We start from the raw sequence: 22,070 nt of genomic DNA on the forward strand, positions 1-22,070 counted from the left end.
GTCTAGTCTAAAAAGCTTCTTTCCCGAAAGCGGCGCCCGGATGACCGGGCGCCGCTTTTTTTTCGCCCCTACTCTTACCCGTCGCAGGTAACTCGTGGTCGCTCGAGTTGTCAGGCCATTTTTCGCCGATTTCATTTAACAATTAGTCGATGTTCAGATGGTGTATCAAAAAATCGATGATGCATGAATTGATGAGTTGGTGATAGTTTGAGCGATGATGATGTAATATTGACGGGATATGGAGAAATTCAGAAAGTTGGCCGTACGACGATATAAAGAAGCATCATAACGATGAGATAGCTATAATATCGTCGCTATTCGTGACAATATCGGTGCAAACTGTGAGAAGTTCATGATTGGTCGTATGATATGGATGAGTTAAGGTAATCATCGACTTGATCGAATGGATGGGCCGCCAGAGGCGTCGACGGGCCGGCCGGGACCCCACCTCATCCAAAAATCCGGGTGGTGCGCAGTCAAAAAACGAGGGGCGAAAAAAAACGCGGCCGCCGGTTGCCCGGGGCCGCGTTTCGGAGAAAAACGAAGGATTACTTGGTGTCGCCCAGCAGCGCCGGCTTGAGCGAGCGGTCGACAGGCTTGTCGCCCAGCCAGATGCGCAGGATCGCGTTGTAGAAGTTGATGTCCGGGATAGCTCCGCCCAGCTTCTGGCCATTCAGCTCGGCCTGGGTGCCGGTACCCGGGATCCAGTCCAGGTGCAACACATCGCCCTTCTTGAGGCCGTCGACGGAGGCGAAAATCTCTCCGATCTTGCTGATCTGGGCCACGATGCGCTGTTTTTCCGCCTTGTCGATGTTCTCGTTCAGGCCATCCATGAAGGCCTTGCCGAAATCCTCGGACGAGATGTCGCGCGCCATCTGCAGGGTCACGCGGCGCGGGCCCTCTTCCTTCAGGATCTCGGCCGTGTTGTTCTTCTTCTCCGGCAGATACAGGCCGGCCGCGTAGACCTTGACGACGAACTTGGTGCGCATGCCGGCACCGTTCAGTTTCAGGTCCTTGCCGGCGACCTTGGCCGTGTCGTCGAACTTGTAGCCGCTGACGTCGACCGCGGCGGCGGCCGGCAGGCTGGAGGCCAGGGTCAGGATGGCGCCTGCAAGCAGGCCCTTGATGGCAAATTTCGGGGTAGTCATGGTTGTCTCCTTGGTGGGAAGGCTATCGTTGTGAAAATCGTTCGCCGCGGTTCAGGCGGCGGCCAGCGCCAGGGTGGCATGCGCATGCTGCAGCTTGAACACGCTGACCGCACGCGCCAGGCGCTGCGCCTGTTCCTGCATCGATGCGGCCGCGGCGGCAGCCTGCTCGACGAGGGCGGCATTCTGCTGGGTCGTCTCGTCCATCGCGACGATCGTCTGGCTGACCTGGGCGATGCCGGCGCTCTGCTCGAGGCTGGCAGCCGTAATTTCACCCATGATGTCGGTGACGCGGCGCACGCTTTCGACGACCTCTTCCATTGTCACGCCGGCCTGCTCGACGAGCGTGCTGCCTTCCTGGACCTTGTCCACGGAATCGCCGATCAGCAGCTTGATTTCCTTGGCTGCCGCGGCCGAGCGCTGCGCCAGGCTGCGCACTTCGGACGCCACGACGGCAAAGCCGCGCCCCTGCTCGCCCGCGCGCGCGGCCTCGACCGCTGCGTTCAATGCGAGGATGTTCGTCTGGAAGGCGATGCCGTCGATCACGCCGATGATGTCGACGATCTTTTTCGAGGACGCCGTGATCGATCCCATCGTCTCGATGACATGCGCGACGACGGAACCGCCGCGCGCCGCCACTTCCGACGCCTGGGCCGCCAGTTGATTTGCCTGGCGCGCATTGTCTGCGTTCTGTTGCACCGTACCGGTCAGGGCCCGCATCGAGCTCGACGTTTGCGCCAGCGACAGGGCCTGGGACTCCGTGCGCGTCGACAGGTCCTGGTTGCCGGTGGCAATTTCACCGGAGGCGCAGGACATCGATTCGGTACTCGTGCGCACTTCGCCGACGATGCGGATCAGGCTGGCGTTCATGTGGCGCAGCGCTTCCATCATCTGGCCGGCCTCGTCGCGGCTGTCGACGGCGATGTCGCTCGTGAGATCGCCGTCGGCGACGCGGCGTGCGATCTCCACCACCTGGCCCAGCGGACGCGTGATGCTGCGCGTGGCGAGCCAGGCGACACCGAGCGACAGCGCGGCCGCGATCGTCGTCAGCGCCAGGATCAGCATCTGCGTGCGCTGGGTGACGGCAGCCGTGTCGTCGCCGGCCTGGCGCATCGCGGCGTTCTGCCAGGCGACGAATTTGTCCAGTTGTTCGAAGTAGCGCGTCTGCTGGGGACGCAGCGAGAACATGAATTTCATCATCGCCTCGTCCTTCCGGTCTTCGTTGACGAGTTTGATGAACGCCGTTTGCGCCGGCAGGAATTTGTTCTGGATGGCGGCCAGCGCCTTCAGGATGTCGGCGGCCTCGGCATTGCCCGCGCTTTTGGCCAGTTCGGCGACCTGAGCGGTGGCGCTGGCGCTTCTCGCTTCCGTGTTCGCCAGTTCCTTCTTGATCTGCTCCGGATCGGTCATGATGAGGACGTTGAGCATGCTGCGCGTGGCTTCGCTCACGTCTTCCTTGATGTGGTTCGCTGCGACGGTATTCGCGTAGCGCACTTTCACCAGGGTCTCCATTTCCTTGTTCAGGCTGGCAATCCTGACATACGACAGCCCCGCCAGCAGCACCAGCAAGACAATCACGACCCCGAACCCGACGGCCAGGCGCTGGCCGATACTCATATTTCTAATCATTATTGTGAGTCTCCCCGTCCGAAAAAAGAATGGGCGTGCTAATTTTGCAAGATAAATATAGCACCGATGTGTGTTGGCAGAATTAGAGACTCAAAACTATTTCAATGCTGCAATTGCACAATCCCGGCCTGCATATTGCAGACCCGCGAATGACAAGAGCGATTTGCTGCGCACCAAAGCGGGGCATTGCGAGTGTTGTGTTTTGGAACAATCCCGGCGCATTCTCACGGCTTGCGGACGCCCGCTTCGCCGTACGGTTCGTCGTGGGTGCGTTCGATCTCCGTCAGCACGGCCCTGGGATCCGCCGGCTTGGCCAGCTCGGCCGCTTCATGATCGTCCGTCTTGCGCACGTTCGGCATGTCGCGTCTCAACTCTTCCAGCATCTGGATGATCTTGCTGGATTTTTCTTCCGTCAGCAGATTGACCTGGAGGTCGAGGTGGGCGTGGTGGTCGGCCAGTTTCGACATGCGGTTCTGGCGGATCAGCACGGTGGTCGAGATGACGAAGGCGTTCAGGCCGATGATGCCCTGCAGCCAGAAGAACGGCGGTTCGTCGACCTGGGTCCAGCCGATATCTTCCGCCAGCAGGTTAGCCGCGATCCAGCCGACGATGAACAGGATGTTCGCCGCCACATAACCGGGGCTGCCGAGGAACAGTGCCACCTTTTCCACAAAGCGCTGGGTGGTCGATGCCTGCTGCTCGTGCCGTGCATAGAACTCGGCGACGGTGTCGATGTTGTCGCTCACCGAGGAGGGCAAGCGGTCACGGGGATCCGAATCGTCGCTCATGAATCGAGCATAGCACGGGCATCCGGATCGCCGCGGACGCGAAAAAAAAGCCGGCTCGAAGCCGGCTTTGCGATTCAGGCCGCTGCGGCCTTGTCCGCGGTCAGGCGTTCATATTTCGCCTGGAGCTGTTCGCGCGTTTCGCGCCATTCGGGATTGAACGGAATGCAGGCGACCGGACACACCTGCTGGCATTGCGGCTCATCGAAATGGCCGACGCATTCCGTGCATTTGTGCGGATCGATCTGGTAGAACTCCGCGCCCATCGAGATCGCGTCGTTCGGGCACTCGGGCTCGCACACGTCGCAATTGATGCAGTCGTCGGTAATCAGTAATGCCATGACTAAATATGACCTCAGGCTTTCGGTGCGGCCGCCATGTCGGCGATTTTCTTTTGCAGCCAGCGGTCGACCGAGGGGAACACGAATTTGGATACGTCGCCGCCCAGCATCGCGATCTCGCGCACGATGGTGCCGGAGATGAACTGGTACTGGTCGGACGGCGTCAGGAACAGGGTTTCGACGTCGGGCAGCAGGTAGCGGTTCATGCCCGCCATCTGGAACTCGTATTCGAAATCGGACACGGCGCGCAGGCCGCGCACGATCACCCGTGCATCGTGCTGGCGGACGAAATCCTTGAGCAGGCCGGAAAAACTTTCGACCTTCACGTTCGGATAATGGCCCAGTACTTCGTTGGCGATTTCCAGGCGCTCGGCGAGCGAAAAGAAGGGGCGCTTGTTCTTGCTGTCGGCGACCCCGACCACCAGGGTGTCGAACAGACCCGATGCACGACGCACCAAATCCTCGTGGCCGCGGGTGAGCGGATCGAAAGTTCCTGGATAAACGGCTACAACCATTGCGGCTCCCTGGAGAATGCACCTGAATAGACGCGCATTATGCCTGAAATTTCGGCAGCCGCCCCAGGGTGGGGCACCCTTTGCTTATTGATTAGGCAGTTTTACCCAGAAAAGCGGTGTTTTAACGCAACTTTAACAGGTGGTAGTGCACCATGCCGGCCTTGTCGGCGCGGACCAGCTGCCAGGGCTGCAGCCAGTCGGGGACGTCGTCGGTGGCCTCATCCGCCTCCGCGAACGGCAGGCGCTCGCCCGATTCGGCATACACGAGACCGCCTTCGTTCAGCAGTTGCGCGCATAGCGGCAGGGCCTGGACCAGGAAATCCTGCTGGTACGGCGGGTCGAGGAAGATGACGTCGAAGCGCTGGCCGCGCTGGATGCAGTCGCGCGCCACGGCCAGGGCATCGGCGCGCAGCACGCGCACATTGTCCGCCTTGAGCTTGTCCTTGATCAGTTCGAGCTGGCGCACGACGGGGCCGACGGTATCGATCATCGTGACGGACCGCGCGCCGCGGCTGGCCGCCTCGAAGCCGAGGGCGCCGCTGCCGGCGAACAGGTCGAGGCAGTCGGCGCGGTCCCAGTCGCCCGTCATCTGGTGGTTGATCCAGTTGAAGACGGTTTCGCGGACGCGGTCGGGCGTGGGACGCAGGCCTAGCGCGTCGAGGACGGGTAGCGGGGTGCGCTTCCAGGCACCGCCGATGATGCGGACTTGCTGCGGCGGGCCCGGGCGGCGGGCGTAGGTAGGGGCGGACTTCTTTTTTTGCATGGCGCGGAATATATCACCTTATTTCCCCGATGCCAGCGCGTTGAAATCGTTGATCCATCCCTGCATGCGTTTCTGCGCATGGGCTTTCTGGTCCGGCGTCGTCAGGCGGATCGCCGTCAGGATGAATTTCGACGTGTTGTCGACATAGGCGTCGAAGAAGGCCTTGCGTTCCGGCGCGTCCATGCGGTTGAAGAAGTCGTTCAGCAGGTCGTGGATCGCCGACATCGTCTGTTCCTTGTTCAGCTTGTCCCGCTGAATACGCTGCAGCAGCGCGATGATTTTTTTCTGGCGCAATACGCGTTCCTGCAGCCAGATCTCGTTGTCGAGCGGGCGTGCGTCGGACGCTTTGCGCAGCGCCGCTTCCTGATCGCGGCTGAAACTGCCGAACCACAGTTCGAGCTGTTCCATCGCCTTTTTATAACGGGCCTTGTGCTGGTCCTCGACGCTGCCGCTCATGAATTTCTTGCGGAAGTCTTCGTTATTCTTCGCGAATTTCTTTTCCATTTGCGCGATCTGGTCCGGCTTGATCGACATCGCCAGGTCGGCCAGGTCCGGCAGCGCTTTAAAGGCCAGCAATTCCGTTCTCGCCTTGACGTCGCGGTAGTCGGACAGCAGTTCGTCCTGCGTGACATTGCCGTCGCCGAGCTGGCGCTGCATCTTGGTCAGCAGGCCGGCGTAATCGCGCAGCTGCGTCGTGCGGTGCCACTGGAACAGCTTGTCGATATCTTTCTTGACCCAGTCGGACTGGTCGCTGTCGAGGTCGAGATAAGCGTTCAACCACCAGTACAGCAGTGTGTCACCGTGGTTGTACGTAAAACGGATCGTGCTGCACGCACTCAGCAGCGCCACGAAGGCGATCAGGAACAGCATGCGTGCCCGCAGGAACACGGTAGGGGGCGTGTTAAACTTTTTCATCTTTTTTAACTCGTTTTGAGAACGGCCTATGAACGTAGTCATCCTCGCCGCCGGCATGGGAAAGCGCATGCAATCCGCACTGCCGAAAGTCTTGCATCCACTGGCCGGCAAGCCGCTGTTGCAGCATGTTATCGATACGGCGCGCAGCCTGAACCCGAGTAAATTATGCGTGATTTACGGGCACGGCGGCGCAGCGGTGCCGAGTGCGGTTGAAGCCTGGTCCGCCCAGGGCGGCGTCGCGATCGACACGGCCCTGCAGGAACCGCAGCTGGGCACCGGCCACGCCGTGATGCAGGCTCTGCCGCAAATCGACGAGAACGCGCCGACGCTCGTCCTGTACGGCGACGTGCCGCTGACGACGGCCGCCTCGCTGCACCGCCTGGTCGAAGCCGCCGGCGACGACAAGCTGGCGATCCTCACGGTCGAACAGGCGAACCCGTTCGGCCTCGGCCGCATTGTCCGCGAGAACGGCAACATCGTGCGCATCGTCGAAGAGAAGGATGCGAATGAAGCCGAGCGTGCCATCAAGGAAATCAACAGCGGCATCATGGTGATTCCGACCCGTCACCTGACGACCTGGCTCGGCTCGCTGAAGAACAACAACGCCCAGGGCGAATACTACCTGACCGACATCGTCGCCCAGGCCGTGGCGGCCGGCGTGCCGGTCGTGTCGGCCCAGCCGTCGGCCGAATGGGAAGTGGCCGGCGTGAACAGCAAGGTGCAACTGGCCGAGCTCGAGCGCCGTCACCAGCTCAACATCGCCATCGCCCTCCTCGAAAAGGGTGTGACGTTGCTGGATCCGGCGCGCATCGACGTCCGCGGCGAACTCGTCTGCGGACGCGACGTCACGATCGACGTCGGCTGCGTGTTCGAAGGCCGCGTGGTCATCGGCGACAGCGTGACGATCGGCGCCAACAGCGTGTTCGTGAACGCGACGGTCGCCGCCGGCGCCCAGATCAAGCCGTTCTGCCACCTGGAAGGCGCCGTCGTGGGCGAGAAATCGGTCATCGGCCCGTTTGCACGCCTGCGTCCGGGCACCGAGCTGGGCGAAGACGTCCACGTGGGCAATTTCGTCGAGATCAAGAACAGCAAGGTCGCCGCCCACAGCAAGGCGAATCACCTGGCCTACGTGGGCGATGCCGACGTCGGTTCGCGCGTCAACATCGGCGCGGGCGCGATCACGTGCAATTACGATGGCGCCAACAAATTCCGCACGATCATCGAAGACGACGCCTTCATCGGCAGCGACAGCCAGCTGGTGGCCCCGGTCACGGTCGGCAAGGGCGCGACGATCGGTGCCGGCACCACGCTGACCAAGGATGCGCCGGCCGGCAAGCTGACGATCTCGCGTCCGAAGCAGCTGACGATCGAGAACTGGAAGCGTCCGGTCAAGGTCAAGAAGTAATCTGTCCACCGCATGTGCACAGGCAATCCACAGTAAAAACACAGGCTGATCACAAGGTAATCACAGCCTGGTCCACTGCCTGTGCACAGGGATGTCAACTGACCGTCCACAACATCATCCACAGAGTCATCCACAGGCCCGCCGCGTTCTCCCGGCGGGCCTGATCGTTTCAGAAACCCGGTGAAATGCGCATGTGGCGGGAGATGGCGCCTCTGGCGTGCCGATGCGCCGCGGATAAGCGCACAGAGTTATCCACAGCTTGTCAGATGGCGATACGTGTTTCGAACTTGCTGCGGAACGTGGAAAAGTATGCTTTGACGTTGCGCACATTGCTGTGCGTCGTGAACAGGCGGTGCGCCAAGGCATGATACGCCGGCATGTCGGCCACCTGCACGACGAGCACGAAATCCGGCCCGGGCGACACGCGGTAGCACTGCAGCACGGCCGCCTCGTCGGCCACGACCCGTTCGAACTCCGCCATGCGGTCGGCGGCCTGCACGTCCAGCGTGATCTCGACGATGGCGGATAACCGTGCGCCGACCTTGTCCGGCGCGACGATCGCAACTTGCCGCTCGATAACACCGTTTGCCCTGAGCTGTTTGACACGACGCAGGCAAGTGGGCGGCGAGATGTGTACCAATTCCGCCAATTCCGCATTGGTCTGCGAAGCATCAATCTGCAGGATGTTCAGGATGCGACGATCCAGATCGTCCAGGATTGGGTCCTCTTGCGGCATATAAGTAAAATCTTTCGATAAAAATGAAAGGATATTTCATGTCGAATGTGTCGTGAAATTATCTATCAAAATCAGGCGCACTTAGAAAGCATATTTCGTTTCCTCTACTCTACAGTGCATGCATCAATCGATTTCGGAGGTTTCCCATGTGTGGCATCGTCGGCGCAGTCGCCCAGCGCAACATCACCCCAGTGCTCATCGAAGGCCTGAAGCGTCTCGAATACCGCGGCTATGATTCCTGCGGCGTGGCGCTGCACGTGGACGGCCGCCTGGCGCGCTCGCGCAGCACGTCGCGTGTGGCCGATCTGGAAACGCAAATCCAGGAAACCCACCTGCAAGGTTTTACGGGCATCGCCCACACCCGCTGGGCGACGCACGGCGCACCGGCCACCAAGAACGCGCACCCGCACTTTTCGCCGAGCAGCGACGACGCGCGCATCGCCCTCGTCCACAACGGCATCATCGAGAACCACGACGAGCTGCGCGCCGAGCTGACCGGCCTGGGCTACGTGTTCCAGAGCCAGACCGACACCGAGGTAATCGCCCACCTGGTCGACCACATGTACAACGGCGACCTGTTCGACACCGTGCAGCAGGCCGTCAAACGCCTGCACGGCGCGTACGCGATCGCCGTGTTCTGCCGCGAAGAGCCGCACCGCGTCGTGGCCGCCCGCCAGGGCTCGCCGCTGATCGTCGGCCTGGGCAAAGGCGAAAACTTCGTCGCCTCCGATGCGATGGCGCTGGCCGGCACCACCGACCAGATCATCTACCTGGAAGAAGGCGACGTGGTCGACCTGCAACTGGCCCGCTACTGGATTGTCGACGTCGAAGGCCGTCCGGCCGAGCGCGAAGTCAAGACCGTGCACGCCCACACCGGCGCTGCCGAGCTGGGCCCGTACCGCCACTACATGCAGAAGGAAATCTTCGAACAGCCGCGCGTCGTCGGCGACACGCTGGAAGGCGTGACGGGCATCATGCCGGAACTGTTCGGCGACCAGGCCTTCCGCGTGTTCAAGGAAATCGACCGCGTGCTGATCCTGGCCTGCGGCACCAGCTACTACGCCGGCCTGACGGCCAAGTACTGGATCGAGTCGGTGGCCAAGCTCCCGGTGAACGTCGAGATCGCCAGCGAATACCGCTACCGCGACAGCGTCCCGCACCCGAATACCCTCGTCGTGACGATCTCGCAGTCCGGCGAAACGGCCGACACGCTGGCCGCGCTGAAGCATGCGCGCAGCCTCGGCATGACGAACACGCTGACGATCTGCAACGTCTCCACGAGCGCGATGGTGCGCGAATGCAAGCTGGCGTACATCACCCGCGCCGGCGTCGAAGTGGGCGTGGCCTCGACGAAGGCCTTTACCACCCAGCTGGCCGCGCTGTTCCTGCTGACGCTGACCCTGGCCCAGGTGAACGGCCGCCTGACCGACGAGCAGGAAGCGAACTACCTGAAGCAGATGCGCCACCTGCCGGTCGCGCTGTCGTCCGTGCTGGCGCTGGAGCCGCAGGTGATCGCGTGGGCCGAAGAATTCGCCCGCAAGGAAAACGCCCTGTTCCTGGGCCGCGGTATCCACTACCCGATCGCCCTGGAAGGCGCGCTGAAGCTGAAGGAAATCTCGTACATCCACGCCGAAGCCTACCCGGCCGGTGAACTGAAGCACGGTCCGCTGGCGCTGGTGACGGAAGAGATGCCGGTGGTGACGATCGCCCCGAACGACGCCCTGCTGGAAAAGCTGAAGTCGAACATGCAGGAAGTCCGCGCCCGCGGCGGCCAGCTGTACGTGTTCGCCGACGTCGACACGCACATCACGTCGGGCGAAGGCCTGCACGTGATCCGTCTGCCGGAGCACTACGGCCTGCTGTCGCCGATCCTGCACGTGGCGGCGTTGCAGCTGCTGGCGTATCACACGGCGCTGGCGCGTGGTACCGACGTCGACAAGCCGCGGAATCTGGCGAAGTCGGTGACGGTCGAGTAAGACTTACGGCTGTGGAGAGTAAGTTGTGGCCGAATAATAATGTTAGCCACAGAATGATAAAGCCGACCTCAAAATAAAACTGTCGGCCACAAGCTATTTAGCTCCGTATGAGCTAAATAGCTTGTTGTTCACCGTTTTTTCAACGCTTCCGCGCTCGTTTAGCGGTTGATCACCGTGCCATTCTGGACGTTTGCAAACAAGTCGAACCCGTCCCTTCTTAGTCCGAAGCGCTTTTCGAGAGTCTTGGCGTCTTTCTCAACGACCTTTAAAGCCGTCTCTGTTAGACTGGCGACAATTTAAGACGATTTTTAGCCACTAGCTTAACCATACCATACCATGCGTGCAGAACCGTGGGTTACGGCTGAGCAAGTTGCCCAGCATTTGGGCGTCGTAAAAGACACTCTCTACCGCTGACGAAAGCGCAAGGGGCTACCTGCGCACAAAATCGGACGACTGTAGAAATTTCAGTTGTCTGAAGTCGACGAATAGGTACGTGCGGGTGAAGCTGACGAGCAAGAAGACGGTGGGAATGCTGCATGACGTCAAAGACATGGTTAATTGCTCGGAGCAAGCGATGACCTACTCAAACCGCAGTGAAGCACAGACAAGAACCGAGATCATCGATTTGCAACTTGCCTACGCAGGTTGGTCCCGAAATCGGCGAACCCTTGTCGAAGAGTTCTTGCTTCAAATTACCGAATCTGAGAGCACCTATGGCGACGAGCAGTTTGCTGACTATGTCCTGCTTGGTTCGGATGCTAAACCGATTGCCGTCGTCGAGGCCAAGCGATCATCTCGCGATGAACTCGCCGGGAAACGCCAAGCTGCCGATTACGCGGATGCAATAAAAGCCAAGTTCGGCAGCGATCCATTCATCTTCCTTACCAACGGCAAAGAGATCCAGTTCTGGGATCGAGAACGCTATGCGCCCCGCAAGATATCAGGCTTCTACACGCGGGATGATCTGGAGCGTTTGCGCTACCAACGGCAATTCGCCCAGCCGCTCGATGGAGTCGCGATCAACTCGGACATCGCCGGCCGCGACTATCAAAACGAAGCTATCCGCCGTATTACAGAAGGCCTAGCCGCTGCCAACCGCAAGTTCCTGCTAGTGATGGCCACCGGCACAGGCAAGACGCGAACGGCCATTGCGCTCGTTGATAATCTGTTGCGCTCAAAGCGGGTGCAACGCGTACTGTTCCTTGCAGACCGCCGGGAGTTGGTGCGACAGGCCATGTCGGAATTCAAAACGCATCTGCCCAATGAAAGTCTGTCACGAATTGAATCTGGCGAAACCACCGGGGCACGTATCCAGTTCTCTACCTACCCCAGCATGATGCAGGTGTATCTCGGTCTGTCAGTGGGCTACTACGACCTGATCGTTGCTGACGAAAGCCACCGATCCATTTACCAGCGTTACAAGGCCATCTTTGATCACTTCGATGCCATCCAGCTCGGGTTGACTGCAACCCCGACCGATTACATTGATCACAATACATTTGAACTGTTCGATTGCGGTGACGGCGTGCCCAGCTACTACTACAGCTACGAACAGGCAATTGCAGATCGGAATTTGGTGAGCTACCGCGTGTTGGACGCGCAAACTAACTTTCAGCTCCAAGGCATTCAGGGTGATGCACTACCCGAACCGCTTAAGCAGATGGCTCGTGATCAAGGGGTTGAGCCGGATGAGCTCAACTTCGATGGTAGCGATATCGAAAAAGGGATCATCATCCGGGGAACAAACGATGCTATGGTGCGCGAATTCATGGACAAAAGCCGCAAAGATGCGCGCGGCCTGCCACACAAATCCATAATTTTTGCCGTTAGCCATGCTCACGCAAAGCGGCTGTACGAAAGCTTCAACCGTCTGTACCCTGAGCTACAACGTCAAGGCATGGCTGAAATCATCGACAGCCACATGGAGCGCGCCGACGCCACGCTGGATGACTTCAAATTCCGCACCATGCCGCGTGTGGCCATCTCCGTTGACATGCTAGACACTGGCGTCGACGTTCCTGCCATCCAGAATCTGGTATTCGCCAAACCCATCTTCAGCAAGGTAAAGTTCTGGCAGATGATCGGGCGCGGCACACGCCTGCATATTGACAAAGCCTCCGGTGAGATCAAAAAAGATTTTTTGATCATCGATCACTGGAAAAATTTTGCTTACTTCAAGCTCAAGCCCGAGGGCGAGAGCGACCACCCCAGCGAACCGCTGCCGGTGCGATTATTTCGCCTGCGGCTGGAAAAATGGCAGCTCCTGCACGCCCAGCAACAGGACACACAAACCACCATTGCCAATCTGCGCGCCATGCTGCAAGCCCTGCCTCGTCACAACATCAATGTGCGCAAGCATTGGGATGAACTCGATACGCTGACGCAGCAATGGCCACAGCCGCATCAAAGCACACTTGAACGTCTATCCCAAACCATTGCGCCGCTGATTCGCCTGACTCCATTGGCGGGTCTTGACGAACTCCAATTCTGCATCTGGTGTGAGCGGTTCGCCGTGGCTTGGCTCAAAAGTGATTCAGCCGAACAGAGAACGGCGCGCGAGCTTATCGAGAAGGCAGTAGGCAGCCTGGCCAACAAAATTCCCGAAGTGCAGCGCGTGGCAGAACATCGCGCCTGGGTGCAGTCTGATGGCTTCTGGCAACACCTTGACATGACCCGACTGGGCACCCTGCAAAGCGTATTCGCTCCCCTGATGCGCTACCGCACCAGTACGCTTGGACACACAGTAAAAATCAACCTGCCCGATAGCATTACGCAGCGCAGCTGGATCATCTACGGACCCACGGGCGAAGGTGCCTTTGCCCAAAGCTATCGCGAACAAGTTGAAGCCTTGGTGCGCCGATTAGCAGACCAACTCCCGGAATTGGTAAGGCTCAAGAATGGTGAAAACCTCGCTGACGACGCACTCGAGCGCATTAGCGCCACGCTAAACCAGGCTGATTTATTCGTCACCGAAGACACGTTGCGTAAGGCCTTCGAAGCGCCAGCTGCATCGCTTGCCGACCTGCTACGTCACATTCTTTGCGAGGAAGCGCACCTGCCCAACCGTGAAGAGCGCATCAACGCTGCATTCGACGCATTCATTACCACACACGGCAATTTACGCGCCAATCAACTCAACTTCTTGCGCGCGGTAAAAGCCGCCGTGCTGCGCCATGGCCGCATCAGCCGCGCAGCACTTAGCGAACTGCCGCTGTCGCGAGTCGGGCGAGTAGAAGCGCTTTTTCCTTCATCGGATATCGACGAACTGATTGACCTCGCCAACCAGTTGTTGGACGAGGCTGCCTGACCCATTTAGGACTACTGAATGCTTGCACCACATATCAAGAAAAAAGTCGACAAACTCTGGAACCGCTTTTGGGCGGCCGGGCTCACCAACCCCTTGGTGGCCGTCGAACAGATTACCTATCTTCTATTTCTAAAACGTCTTGAAGAAATCGACCAAAGGCGCGTTGCACGAGGTCTAACCTCAATTTATGTACGACGTGATGGAGATGCTCCTGAATTCGATCCCGAGACATGCCGATGGAGTCATATTCGGCATCTTGAAAGCACGAACCCCAAGCATCTTGCCGAGGTTGTTTTCCCTTGGCTTAGAACGATCGATTCACGCTTGAGTACGAAAGAGGATGGATCCGAGCTAGCGAGCCTTAACAACCGGATGACCGACGCCTACTTTCAACTTGATCTGAACAAAGGGCAGATTCTTCAGCAGACTATTGATGACATCGAGGCACTATTCGCGCGAGCAGGTGAAGGCTCCGCTGCCCAGGACGTTATGGGCGACACCTTCGAATACCTACTCAGCGAAGTGGCCACGGCCGGTAAAAATGGGCAGTTTCGCACTCCTCGCCACCTGATTCGCTTCATGGTCGAACTGCTCGATCCTGAGCCAGGCCAGCGCGTCATCGACCCGGCTGCCGGCACTGGTGGCTTCCTGTTCAGCACCCAGCAATACTTGATGCGCAAGTACTCCACGCAAGCCAATCTAAAGCTAGAATGGGATGGCACCCCGCACAAAACAGATGGCGTCAACACCACGTCCGAGCAATACGCCGCCATTCATAACGGTGCTAACTTCGTCGGACTCGACAATGACCGCACCATGGCGCGAATTGGCTGGATGAACTTGGTGCTGCACGACATGTCCAATCCGCACCTATTGCAGGGCGACTCCCTTAGTAAGCGAAAAGACAAAGAGCAACTCGAGCAAGTGCTCGCATCGGAAACCTACGATTTCGTGCTAGCTAATCCGCCCTTTACCGGCACCGTTGATAGCGACGACCTCGAACCCGATTCATTGCTATTCCCACGCGTGGGCGGTAGCGGAAAAAAGAAAAACGAAGCTATTACTAACAAGAGTGAGCTGTTATTTCTATGGCTGATGCTCGATTTGCTGCGCGTTGGCGGACGCTGCGCTGTAATCATTCCCGAAGGGGTACTGTTCGGCAATACCGAAGCGCATATTCGCCTGCGCCGTGAACTTCTCACCGAGCATGTGGTGGAAGGCGTCATTTCCTTGCCCGGCGGCGTGTTTCAACCTTACACCGGCGTCAAAACCTCCATCCTCGTCTTCCGCAAGGAAACCCGGCGCGACGAGCGGCAAACCTTTACCAGTACCGTCGCCCCGTGTACTGAATATATCTGGTTCTATGAGATAGAAAAAGATGGCTACTCGGACAATGCCAAACGCAATTCACTCCCCGGCCAGCAAAACGATCTTTGGGATGCGTTGGAGAAATTCAAAGCTTGGTACAAGCATGGTCGAGAGGGAGCACAACTTAACGAAAAGACCTTGTTGCAACCGACCTATTGGCCTGAGCGCTGGCGGCAAGCATTGCTGCGCGATACCGCTGACAAGCTCACGCCAGCAGGCCAAGCCTTTGCTGGGTTACCCGACACAAGCATGTGGGATGGACAAATCTGGAGTATCCATGAACTGTTCCCGGATTTACCCTCCGACCCGGAGGCAGCCGAGGAAAAGGTACGTGCAGACGCAGCGGTCGGTTTGCTTGAAATATCGATACAGGCATTGACTCCTGCCATACAAAAGGCGTGGGATGCAACGCTCAACGCGCGGATCGCTGGCAAGATCACGGATACTGAACTGTTAGAAGCCTGGAAAAAGGCTGCGAAACCCGCAGAATCGGAGTTTAGAAAGTTGGCCCGCGAAAGGGAATCTTTTTTCGAAAAAGAGGATTCCCCGGCCCTACCGGTGTGGAAGGATCTGTTAAAAACGGCGCTCGCCGAAGCACAAGCCGATGCTTATGTGCTAGGTGCCCTTCGAGACAGCCAGCCGCCCAAAGCCATGACGGCCCACGACATCGGACAGAGGCTGACCGAAATTGCCCGCAAAGTCGCTAAGCTTGATGGCTTCGATGTCACGCTGCGCAGCCTTGCCGTTGACCAGCCGACTGAACTCAAAGCGGCAAAGCACTGGGTAGTTCCTGTTCGTGCCTGGGCGCGCAACGACGAGTGGCAAAGCGAGGATGGTCAACTTGCCGGCTCGCACGATGCCGATGGCTTGGTGCGCCCTGCCTACGTGCAAGCCGTGCTGAACGCTGGCCTCTACGATAACAAAGGCACGCTCAAAGACGGGCTGCTCGATCCCGATTGTATCGAGGCTCGCGAGTGGAACCTGTCCGCCGGTCAGTACAAACCCTTCGACTTCTCTCCGCTCAAGAGTGACAAAAACGTGGCCGAACTGATTGGCGTGCTCAAGTCCACCGAGCAGGACATCATCAAGGGGTTGGACAAACTTCTGGCGATGGTGGAGGGGCGGGAATGAGATTGCCTGAAACCTGGGTTGAAGCTCGGCTCGGTGACATACTCACGCGCCTCGATACGAAAGTTGATCCACAGACCTCTCAACTTGAAAGTCACTTCTATGTAGGGCTCGAGCATATTGAATCTCATACCGGAAGACTTCTTCGTGAAGTAGAAGAGGTCACAGAAGGCAGCAGCATTCTCAGCATAAAAACAGCTTTCGAGGCTGGCGACATCTTGTATGGAAAATTGCGTCCGAATCTGAACAAGGTACACATGGCAACTCAGGATGGCATCTGCAGTACTGATATCTGGGCGCTGAGAACTTCAGAAGCGGTCTTGCCAGATTTTGCTCTGCGCTACCTGCGGTCGCCCGTAATCTATGTGCGAGCGACCCAACTGGCCGCTGGCGCCAATCTGCCTCGCCTTTCAGCCGAGGCGTTTGATAGGTTTCCGATTCCACTTCCCACACTTCCCGAGCAGCAGCGCATCGTCGATGTGCTACAGCAGACGGAGGCAATAGCGAAACTACGGAGCACCTTCGACGAACTTCTCATCAGAACGAAACAACAATTGTTCGTTGAAATGTTTGGCGATCCAAGCCCTAAAATCAATACGCGCTGGCCAATAGCAAAGCTTGGAAAGTTTGTTACTATCGCGACGGGTGGAACACCATCCCGCGAGCAAGCAGATAATTACGGGCCTGCCCATGCTTGGGTAAAATCCACGGACCTTAAAGATAACTTGATCGCCGCTACCGAAGAACGGGTTTCAGACCTTGGCATTCAGCGCAGCAACGCCAAGCTCTACCCGAAGCAGACAGTCATGTTGGCAATGTATGGGCAGGGACAAACGCGGGGGCGCACAGGGAAGCTGTTGGTCGATGCCGCATGTAATCAGGCGTGTGCCGCACTTCTACCAAGTGATGAACTGCTTCCGGACTATCTTTGGATTTGGCTGCAGCTCTCATACGATGCTGTAAGGGCACTTGGGCGCGGCGGCCAGCAAGAGAACCTTAATCTAGACATCATTCGCAGCATAGCGCTTCCGAAGCCGCCAATTCCACTCCAGCAAGAGTTCGCTAGACGTCTCGACAGTCTGCAGGAGTTATTCAAACTATCTCGAAAAGCTGCTGAAAGATTTTCCGCACTCCAGGAGGTGCTGCAAATAGAAGCGCTGACGGGCTATGTCACTGCCTCTTGGCGCGAAATGCATTCCGCCGAGATCGCCAAAGCAGTTCATACCCGAGATGCACTGCTGCGCGAACGGGGCGCAAAGATAGCGCTAGGCACAAATCCGGCAGCGACTGCCACGACACAAGCCGATCTCCCTGCTCGGCACTGGTTGCTGAACGAGCTTAGTGAATTCCAGCGCCAAGTGTTGGTAGCCTTCACCGAGTATTGCCAGCAAAGCGGCCAGCCATTACTGGTCGAAGTCCCGGAAGTTTTCGCCAGCTTCTGCGACGATCCGGCCGTGACTGAGCGCCTGCAAACTTTCGGCTCGTCGCATGGCAACCGCATCCGCCGCTCGCTCAGTCAGTTGGCGGCGCTTGGCTTGATCACCAAGGTAACCTTGCCCAAGCAAGATCCTGAAAGTGGCAAACGTGACTATCTCAAGGCCTTCCGGCCGCTGCGGCCCGACGAGTTCACGCGCCTCACCGATGTGCGGGCCCTGCGCAAGGCTTTGTCCTTTGGCGCTGATGGGGAGGCCGGATAATGCGCCTTCGCTATCTGCACCTGCGAAATTACCCGCCGATTTCGGACATCAAGCTGTGCTTCGCCAGCGGCTCGCCGCTGGCGCGTGAATGCGCCATTCGTTTTGTGGTGGGCGTGAACGGCAGTGGCAAGTCCAATCTGCTACGTGCTTTGTCCGAGGTGTTTCTGGCTCTGGCCGATGGGCGCCCTATCCCTTTTCCTGTTCAGCTTGTCTACGAGCTTGGTCATCGAGACTCACCCAGTTCTCGAACGTTGGTGCTGGATGGTTTGGAAGGCCGTCAATCTGCGAGCCTGTGGATCGCAGAAAGGTATGTATTTCCGGACGACGCGACGGCAGAGCATTTTGAGCAGGCATTGTTCTGCATTTCAACTGATTCCAGCGAGATTCCCACAGAGTTTCGTCCGTTGATTCGTAAAGGGCAGTGGCCGTCCGCTTCTGTAACACCTCAGGTCATTGCGCTACCCTCTGCCGTACTGGCATACACCACAGGCGATCCACGCCCCTGGCGCTCGGTATGGAGCCGAAATCAGCAGGCCGATGGCTTGTTGGAAGCCGGCGACGACACTCAAGGAGATGAACGTCCTGCCGGTTGGACAGTAGCCCAGGAATATGCGTTGCAAGCGGCCCGGCAGGCAGGTCTTGAATTGGCCCGCCCCACCAAGAACGGCACAAGCCTTGAGATCAATACTTTCCGACGCCCCTTGCTGCTGGACGCCACGCTGCTCAAGTGTGCGCTGCTAGTCGTAACCCTACCGCAGTCCTTTGTTGAAGCAACCGATTATCGAGAACGCACCGAAGTCGATTCCACGATGACGAATTTACGCTGCCGCGACAACAACAAGAATACCCTACAAGAACTGCTAGAGCGTGGCGGTTGGCATCACCTGGTGTCGATAGCCTTCCGATCGCGCTTGCAAACGGCGCAGTGGGACCAAAAGCTCTGTGAAACCGCGCACGACTGGTGGCTGTGCGCCAGCGAGGTGATTACAGAACCCCACCCAGTAGAACGGCGTCGCACCTTGCTGTTTGACCTGAACGGTACTTTCGACGCGCAAAATATATCTTTTGTATCGTCCGTCCGTGATGAACTGCAAACCTGCGGCAGCCATGGCGAAGCTTTATGGGCCTTGCTGGGCGGCGCGAAGGATGCCAGTGCATTTGACCTATTTATCCGCCTGTTGGAACTGCATCAAATGGGATTGTTCGACGACGTGCTGCTGCGCTTACGTCGGCATGCCAAACCTGAGGCCTCAACCGGTGCCGCTCAGCGCGATATCGGCGTGCTGCGCTACGAAGAGCTATCGGATGGAGAACAGATGTTTATGGGGCGAATGGCCTTATTACATTTGCTTAGTGGACGTCAGGACTCTTTGTTGCTGTTGGATGAGCCAGAGACTCATTTCAATGACCTTTGGAAGCGAGATGTGGTTTCAGTGGTTGATGATGCATTGGCGCATACAACGGCAGACGTACTGATTGCCACGCATGCGGCCTTGATGCTGACCGATGCATTGAAGGACGAATTGGTTGTACTGGAACGTAAATCACCTAAAGGCGATGCTGGTCCTGAAGAATCCGGTATTCGTACATTAGATGCTCAAACATATACTTTTGGCGCAACCGGAGATCATCCTTTGCGAGATGTTTTTGGCGCCCCAGACACCGTCGGCAAACGGGCTAGTCGATTGCTTGAAGTACTAATTGCAATGTCACAATTTCCGTCGGAGATGGACGCTCACTGGCGTGACCGATCACCCCTGAGTGATCAGTTGATCGACTGCGTCCTTGATGTAGCGCTGTTGACGGAAAAAGACCTGACCCGCAGCCAAGTGCAAGAATGCCTTGTTAGCTTTGAGCATTTCGCTGTTCACTTTGGCGCCGAACAACCGCTGACCGTAAAGAGCATTCTGGAAACGTTTATTCGTCAGACCGGCCCAGGTTACTTTCAGGTCGAATTGAAGCGGGCATGGCGTCGCTTGATGGAAGGAACTGTCCATGCTCCATGAGCGACGCTTACCTGAAGACTTGGCGCAAGACTTGGGCAGAGTGTATTCCGCCAAAATGCGCCTACTGAATTGGCTGCTACGCAGCCCTCCGCAGGCATTAGACGACAATACTCAACTGGTCCAGCAGTTCGGGAAGGCGCTCGGCAAGTGGCTCTGGGCGAGGATTCGTAAGCCCAAAACCCGCACTGCCTTTGGCACGGCTGTTATGGCACTTGCTACTAAGGCGCGAGGAGATCCAGCGCAAGCCGTTTTGGTCGCTGACGCGATTACTCAAGATGCACAATTTCACCAACGCTGGAATATTGCAGGAAATGAACTTCTGTTCCCTCGCTTGCATCCGAATTGGTTGGAGTCCGTCAAGGACGTCGCGGTGCCGTTTTATGACTGGTTGGGTGGTATGGGATTCGAACCCGGACCGTTTTCCCTTACGGGCGACAGGATTGACCGAGCGACCGTGATGAAAGCATTTCGCCGTCATTCTCATGATGTGTGCGGCTACTGCGATGGGCCCTTGGGTGAATTAGGTAGCGCATCTGAAGCTAATGATTGCGACCACTTTTTTCCAAAGTCTCAATGGCCTCATCTCGCCATCCACCCGGCAAATTTATTCTCCGCTTGCCAAGGTTGCAATTCGAGGTGGAAACTCGACAAAGTACCCATGGGTGATGCAGACGCTCAAGGCTTGAACAACACCTATCACCCCATGTTAAGGCCAGGAGCGTCAGTGGTTGTGGTCAAAGCAACCGTATCAGCCGCGAGTGCGAGGCAGGTAGAAATTAAAATCACCGACCCTTCCCTTCCCCGGCGAGCCGAAACCCTTGTGGCCACTCTGGATTTGGAAAGTAGGTGGACGAACTGGGTAAACAAGAAATTGGATCCATCAGTTTCCGTATTTGTCTCAAAATCCATTAGAGACCGGGGGCTCGGGCAGCAGCCGACTCCTGAATCTGTTCGAGAGCTGATCGAAGATGACATTGCTTGGAAGCGGGGAAGATTGGGCAAGGAGGAGCGCTGCATACGTGAGATTGCTGTACTGAAATGTATGCGCGACGATATATTGGATGAAGTTATCGCAGATCTGACGTAAGGGATGGTGACGCCATCCTCAATCCGTCGTCCGTACTTGTCATTACCGGCAGCATCAAAGAGCAAAATCATGAATTGCAACTGTAGTACTAGCGCGTGTCATCACTACTCGGTGAACCGCCCCGAGTTTTGTAGAGGCTCCACTGTTTGAAAGAATGGAGTTATGAAGAAGCAACCCAAGTATTTTCCTGAGGTCATTGAGCACGCCGTGCGCATAGTCAGCGAGGCTGCCAGCGAGTACAGCTCTCAATGGGCAGCCATCGAATCGATCGCCGCCAAGATCGACTGTACACCTAAAACACTAAGACGCTGGGTACGTCAGCAGGAGCGCGATACCGGCCAGCCCCAGGTCCCACCACCGCCGAAGACGAACGTAGCAAGGTGTTTAAGCGAGAAGTGCGTGAGTTGCGCAAGGCAAACGAGATCCTGCGTCTGGTGAGTGAATTCTTCGCCCAGGTGGAGCCCGACCGCTGCTTCAAGCCGTGAGGGCGTTCATTGACTAGTACCGTCATGCCTACGGTGTCGAACCGATCTGCAGGGTGGTGCAGGTCGCGCCGTCGGGCTACTTACGTTGTGCGGTGCAGCAGCGTAACCCGGCCTTGCGTTGTGCACGAGTCCAGCGCGAAGACGTGCTTAGCGTTGAGATCGAACGGGTCTGGCAGGCGAACATGCAGGTCTACGAGGCCGACAAAGTCTAGCGCCAGCTGCGGCGTGAGGGGGACCGAGTTGATCCACCGCCGCGCTCCTAGAAAACGCGTGAGGCCATTGAGCTAGCCACGCTCGAATGGGTGTCCTGATTCAACCATCATCGTTTGCTGAAACCGCTCGGCTATATACTGCCGGCTGAGGTTGAGGTTGAGGTTGAGGTTGAGGTTGAGGTTGAGGTTGAGGTTGAGGCAAATTATTACGACCAGTTGAGCGGCCAAGCCATCCCGGCCTAATTCACATAAACCGGCCTCTACGAAAGCCGGGCGGTTCACAATGTTTGTTCCGAGGTGAGCCGTACGGCCCAGGCCGCACGGCCGCATCGGGTGCCGTGGTCACAACACCATCGGCCCCCCGATGTTCCCTTTGAATATTTCCATGTTCAGCGAGAAATCGTCCACGGTGCCGGCGGTCCGGCCGTCGACCAGCACGCTGATCGCCCGGCCCCCACACACCCGCTTCATCTCTTCGCTCGACAGCGAGCGCACTCGCAAGCCGGCCGACGTCGTGTCGCCGAAGGCCAGGTCTTCGATAATCAATGTGTTCATGATGGTTCTCCTCGC

The 22,070-nt window shown here is 57.8% G+C and carries 16 protein-coding genes, 1 pseudogene and 1 other annotated feature; of the genes and pseudogenes, 8 read left to right on the top strand and 9 right to left on the bottom strand.

The annotated features are described in order from the left end of the window. Nucleotides 1-548: 548 nt before the first annotated feature. The 7 genes from P0M04_RS08965 to P0M04_RS08995 form a co-directional block, all read right to left on the bottom strand. The gene (locus P0M04_RS08965) at nt 549-1,148 is read right to left on the bottom strand and encodes a chalcone isomerase family protein (RefSeq protein ID WP_259451771.1); all 600 of its coding nucleotides are present in this window, start codon (nt 1,146-1,148) and stop codon (nt 549-551) included. A gap of 51 nt (nt 1,149-1,199) precedes the next feature. Next, nucleotides 1,200-2,762: a methyl-accepting chemotaxis protein gene (locus P0M04_RS08970; protein WP_281042396.1), complete on the bottom strand. Its 1,563-nt coding sequence runs from the start codon at nt 2,760-2,762 to the stop codon at nt 1,200-1,202. Nucleotides 2,763-2,998: 236 nt separating this feature from the next. Beyond that, nucleotides 2,999-3,562, bottom strand: coding sequence for a DUF1003 domain-containing protein (locus tag P0M04_RS08975; protein WP_259451772.1), 564 nt, complete (start codon nt 3,560-3,562; stop codon nt 2,999-3,001). A gap of 74 nt (nt 3,563-3,636) precedes the next feature. Next, nucleotides 3,637-3,900: a YfhL family 4Fe-4S dicluster ferredoxin gene (locus P0M04_RS08980; protein WP_259451773.1), complete on the bottom strand. Its 264-nt coding sequence runs from the start codon at nt 3,898-3,900 to the stop codon at nt 3,637-3,639. Between the two features lie 14 nt (nt 3,901-3,914). Beyond that, nucleotides 3,915-4,415 carry a pantetheine-phosphate adenylyltransferase gene (gene coaD / locus P0M04_RS08985; RefSeq protein ID WP_036237176.1) on the bottom strand — a complete coding sequence of 167 codons (501 nt, stop codon included), beginning with the start codon at nt 4,413-4,415 and terminating at the stop codon, nt 3,915-3,917. Between the two features lie 121 nt (nt 4,416-4,536). Then, nucleotides 4,537-5,178: a 16S rRNA (guanine(966)-N(2))-methyltransferase RsmD gene (gene rsmD / locus P0M04_RS08990; protein WP_259451774.1), complete on the bottom strand. Its 642-nt coding sequence runs from the start codon at nt 5,176-5,178 to the stop codon at nt 4,537-4,539. An 18-nt stretch (nt 5,179-5,196) separates the two neighbouring features. Further along, nucleotides 5,197-6,093, bottom strand: a complete 897-nt coding sequence (locus P0M04_RS08995; protein ID WP_259451775.1) for a DUF6279 family lipoprotein — start codon at nt 6,091-6,093, stop codon at nt 5,197-5,199. A gap of 28 nt (nt 6,094-6,121) precedes the next feature. Here P0M04_RS08995 and glmU point away from each other — a divergent pair, with 28 nt between their 5' ends. After that, nucleotides 6,122-7,498: a bifunctional UDP-N-acetylglucosamine diphosphorylase/glucosamine-1-phosphate N-acetyltransferase GlmU gene (glmU, locus tag P0M04_RS09000; RefSeq protein ID WP_259451776.1), complete on the top strand. Its 1,377-nt coding sequence runs from the start codon at nt 6,122-6,124 to the stop codon at nt 7,496-7,498. Between the two features lie 262 nt (nt 7,499-7,760). Here the strand turns inward: glmU and P0M04_RS09005 are convergent, their stop codons facing one another. Next, on the bottom strand, nt 7,761-8,234 hold the full coding sequence (locus P0M04_RS09005; RefSeq protein ID WP_259451777.1) for an Lrp/AsnC family transcriptional regulator: 474 nt from the start codon (nt 8,232-8,234) through the stop codon (nt 7,761-7,763). 146 nt (nt 8,235-8,380) lie between these two features. Between P0M04_RS09005 and glmS the strand changes: the two genes are divergently transcribed. The 7 genes and pseudogenes from glmS to P0M04_RS09045 form a co-directional block, all read left to right on the top strand. Next, entirely contained in the window at nt 8,381-10,210 is a 1,830-nt protein-coding gene (gene glmS, locus P0M04_RS09010; protein WP_259451778.1) for a glutamine--fructose-6-phosphate transaminase (isomerizing), read from the top strand. A 499-nt stretch (nt 10,211-10,709) separates the two neighbouring features. Then, entirely contained in the window at nt 10,710-13,517 is a 2,808-nt protein-coding gene (locus P0M04_RS09020) for a type I restriction endonuclease subunit R (protein WP_259451779.1), read from the top strand. An 18-nt stretch (nt 13,518-13,535) separates the two neighbouring features. Continuing rightward, complete coding sequence (locus tag P0M04_RS09025) at nt 13,536-16,016, top strand: type I restriction-modification system subunit M (protein WP_259451780.1); 2,481 nt, start codon at nt 13,536-13,538, stop codon at nt 16,014-16,016. After that, nucleotides 16,013-17,710: a restriction endonuclease subunit S gene (locus P0M04_RS09030; protein ID WP_259451781.1), complete on the top strand. Its 1,698-nt coding sequence runs from the start codon at nt 16,013-16,015 to the stop codon at nt 17,708-17,710. The genes P0M04_RS09025 and P0M04_RS09030 overlap by 4 nt, the downstream gene beginning before the upstream one ends. Beyond that, nucleotides 17,710-19,716 carry an AAA family ATPase gene (locus P0M04_RS09035; protein ID WP_259451782.1) on the top strand — a complete coding sequence of 669 codons (2,007 nt, stop codon included), beginning with the start codon at nt 17,710-17,712 and terminating at the stop codon, nt 19,714-19,716. Before P0M04_RS09030 ends, P0M04_RS09035 begins: the two co-directional genes overlap by 1 nt. Beyond that, a complete protein-coding gene (locus tag P0M04_RS09040; protein WP_259451783.1) occupies nt 19,706-20,803 on the top strand; it encodes an HNH endonuclease family protein in 1,098 nt (365 codons plus the stop codon). The genes P0M04_RS09035 and P0M04_RS09040 overlap by 11 nt, the downstream gene beginning before the upstream one ends. A 162-nt stretch (nt 20,804-20,965) precedes the next feature. Then, a pseudogene (locus P0M04_RS09045) lies at nt 20,966-21,497 on the top strand (transposase); the annotation flags it as partial. After that, nucleotides 21,243-21,359: a sequence feature (AL1L pseudoknot), on the top strand. (Overlaps the previous pseudogene by 117 nt.) Before the next feature lie 345 nt (nt 21,498-21,842). On the opposite strand, the gene P0M04_RS09050 reads toward P0M04_RS09045, so the two are convergent. Next, entirely contained in the window at nt 21,843-22,055 is a 213-nt protein-coding gene (locus tag P0M04_RS09050) for a hypothetical protein (RefSeq protein ID WP_259451784.1), read from the bottom strand. Nucleotides 22,056-22,070 lie beyond the last annotated feature (15 nt).

This window comes from Telluria mixta, assembly GCF_029223865.1.
Lineage (GTDB): Bacteria > Pseudomonadota > Gammaproteobacteria > Burkholderiales > Burkholderiaceae_D > Telluria > Telluria mixta.

What these genes read in the sequence shown, in the direction of transcription:
- P0M04_RS08965 (WP_259451771.1), bottom strand. Translation starts at nt 1,148, where the DNA reads ATGACTACCCCGAAATTTGCCATCAAGGGCCTGCTTGCAGGCGCCATC.
- P0M04_RS08970 (WP_281042396.1), bottom strand. Translation starts at nt 2,762, where the DNA reads ATGAGTATCGGCCAGCGCCTGGCCGTCGGGTTCGGGGTCGTGATTGTC.
- P0M04_RS08975 (WP_259451772.1), bottom strand. Translation starts at nt 3,562, where the DNA reads ATGAGCGACGATTCGGATCCCCGTGACCGCTTGCCCTCCTCGGTGAGC.
- P0M04_RS08980 (WP_259451773.1), bottom strand. Translation starts at nt 3,900, where the DNA reads ATGGCATTACTGATTACCGACGACTGCATCAATTGCGACGTGTGCGAG.
- coaD (WP_036237176.1), bottom strand. Translation starts at nt 4,415, where the DNA reads ATGGTTGTAGCCGTTTATCCAGGAACTTTCGATCCGCTCACCCGCGGC.
- rsmD (WP_259451774.1), bottom strand. Translation starts at nt 5,178, where the DNA reads ATGCAAAAAAAGAAGTCCGCCCCTACCTACGCCCGCCGCCCGGGCCCG.
- P0M04_RS08995 (WP_259451775.1), bottom strand. Translation starts at nt 6,093, where the DNA reads ATGAAAAAGTTTAACACGCCCCCTACCGTGTTCCTGCGGGCACGCATG.
- glmU (WP_259451776.1), top strand. Translation starts at nt 6,122, where the DNA reads ATGAACGTAGTCATCCTCGCCGCCGGCATGGGAAAGCGCATGCAATCC.
- P0M04_RS09005 (WP_259451777.1), bottom strand. Translation starts at nt 8,234, where the DNA reads ATGCCGCAAGAGGACCCAATCCTGGACGATCTGGATCGTCGCATCCTG.
- glmS (WP_259451778.1), top strand. Translation starts at nt 8,381, where the DNA reads ATGTGTGGCATCGTCGGCGCAGTCGCCCAGCGCAACATCACCCCAGTG.
- P0M04_RS09025 (WP_259451780.1), top strand. Translation starts at nt 13,536, where the DNA reads ATGCTTGCACCACATATCAAGAAAAAAGTCGACAAACTCTGGAACCGC.
- P0M04_RS09030 (WP_259451781.1), top strand. Translation starts at nt 16,013, where the DNA reads ATGAGATTGCCTGAAACCTGGGTTGAAGCTCGGCTCGGTGACATACTC.
- P0M04_RS09035 (WP_259451782.1), top strand. Translation starts at nt 17,710, where the DNA reads ATGCGCCTTCGCTATCTGCACCTGCGAAATTACCCGCCGATTTCGGAC.
- P0M04_RS09040 (WP_259451783.1), top strand. Translation starts at nt 19,706, where the DNA reads ATGCTCCATGAGCGACGCTTACCTGAAGACTTGGCGCAAGACTTGGGC.
- P0M04_RS09050 (WP_259451784.1), bottom strand. Translation starts at nt 22,055, where the DNA reads ATGAACACATTGATTATCGAAGACCTGGCCTTCGGCGACACGACGTCG.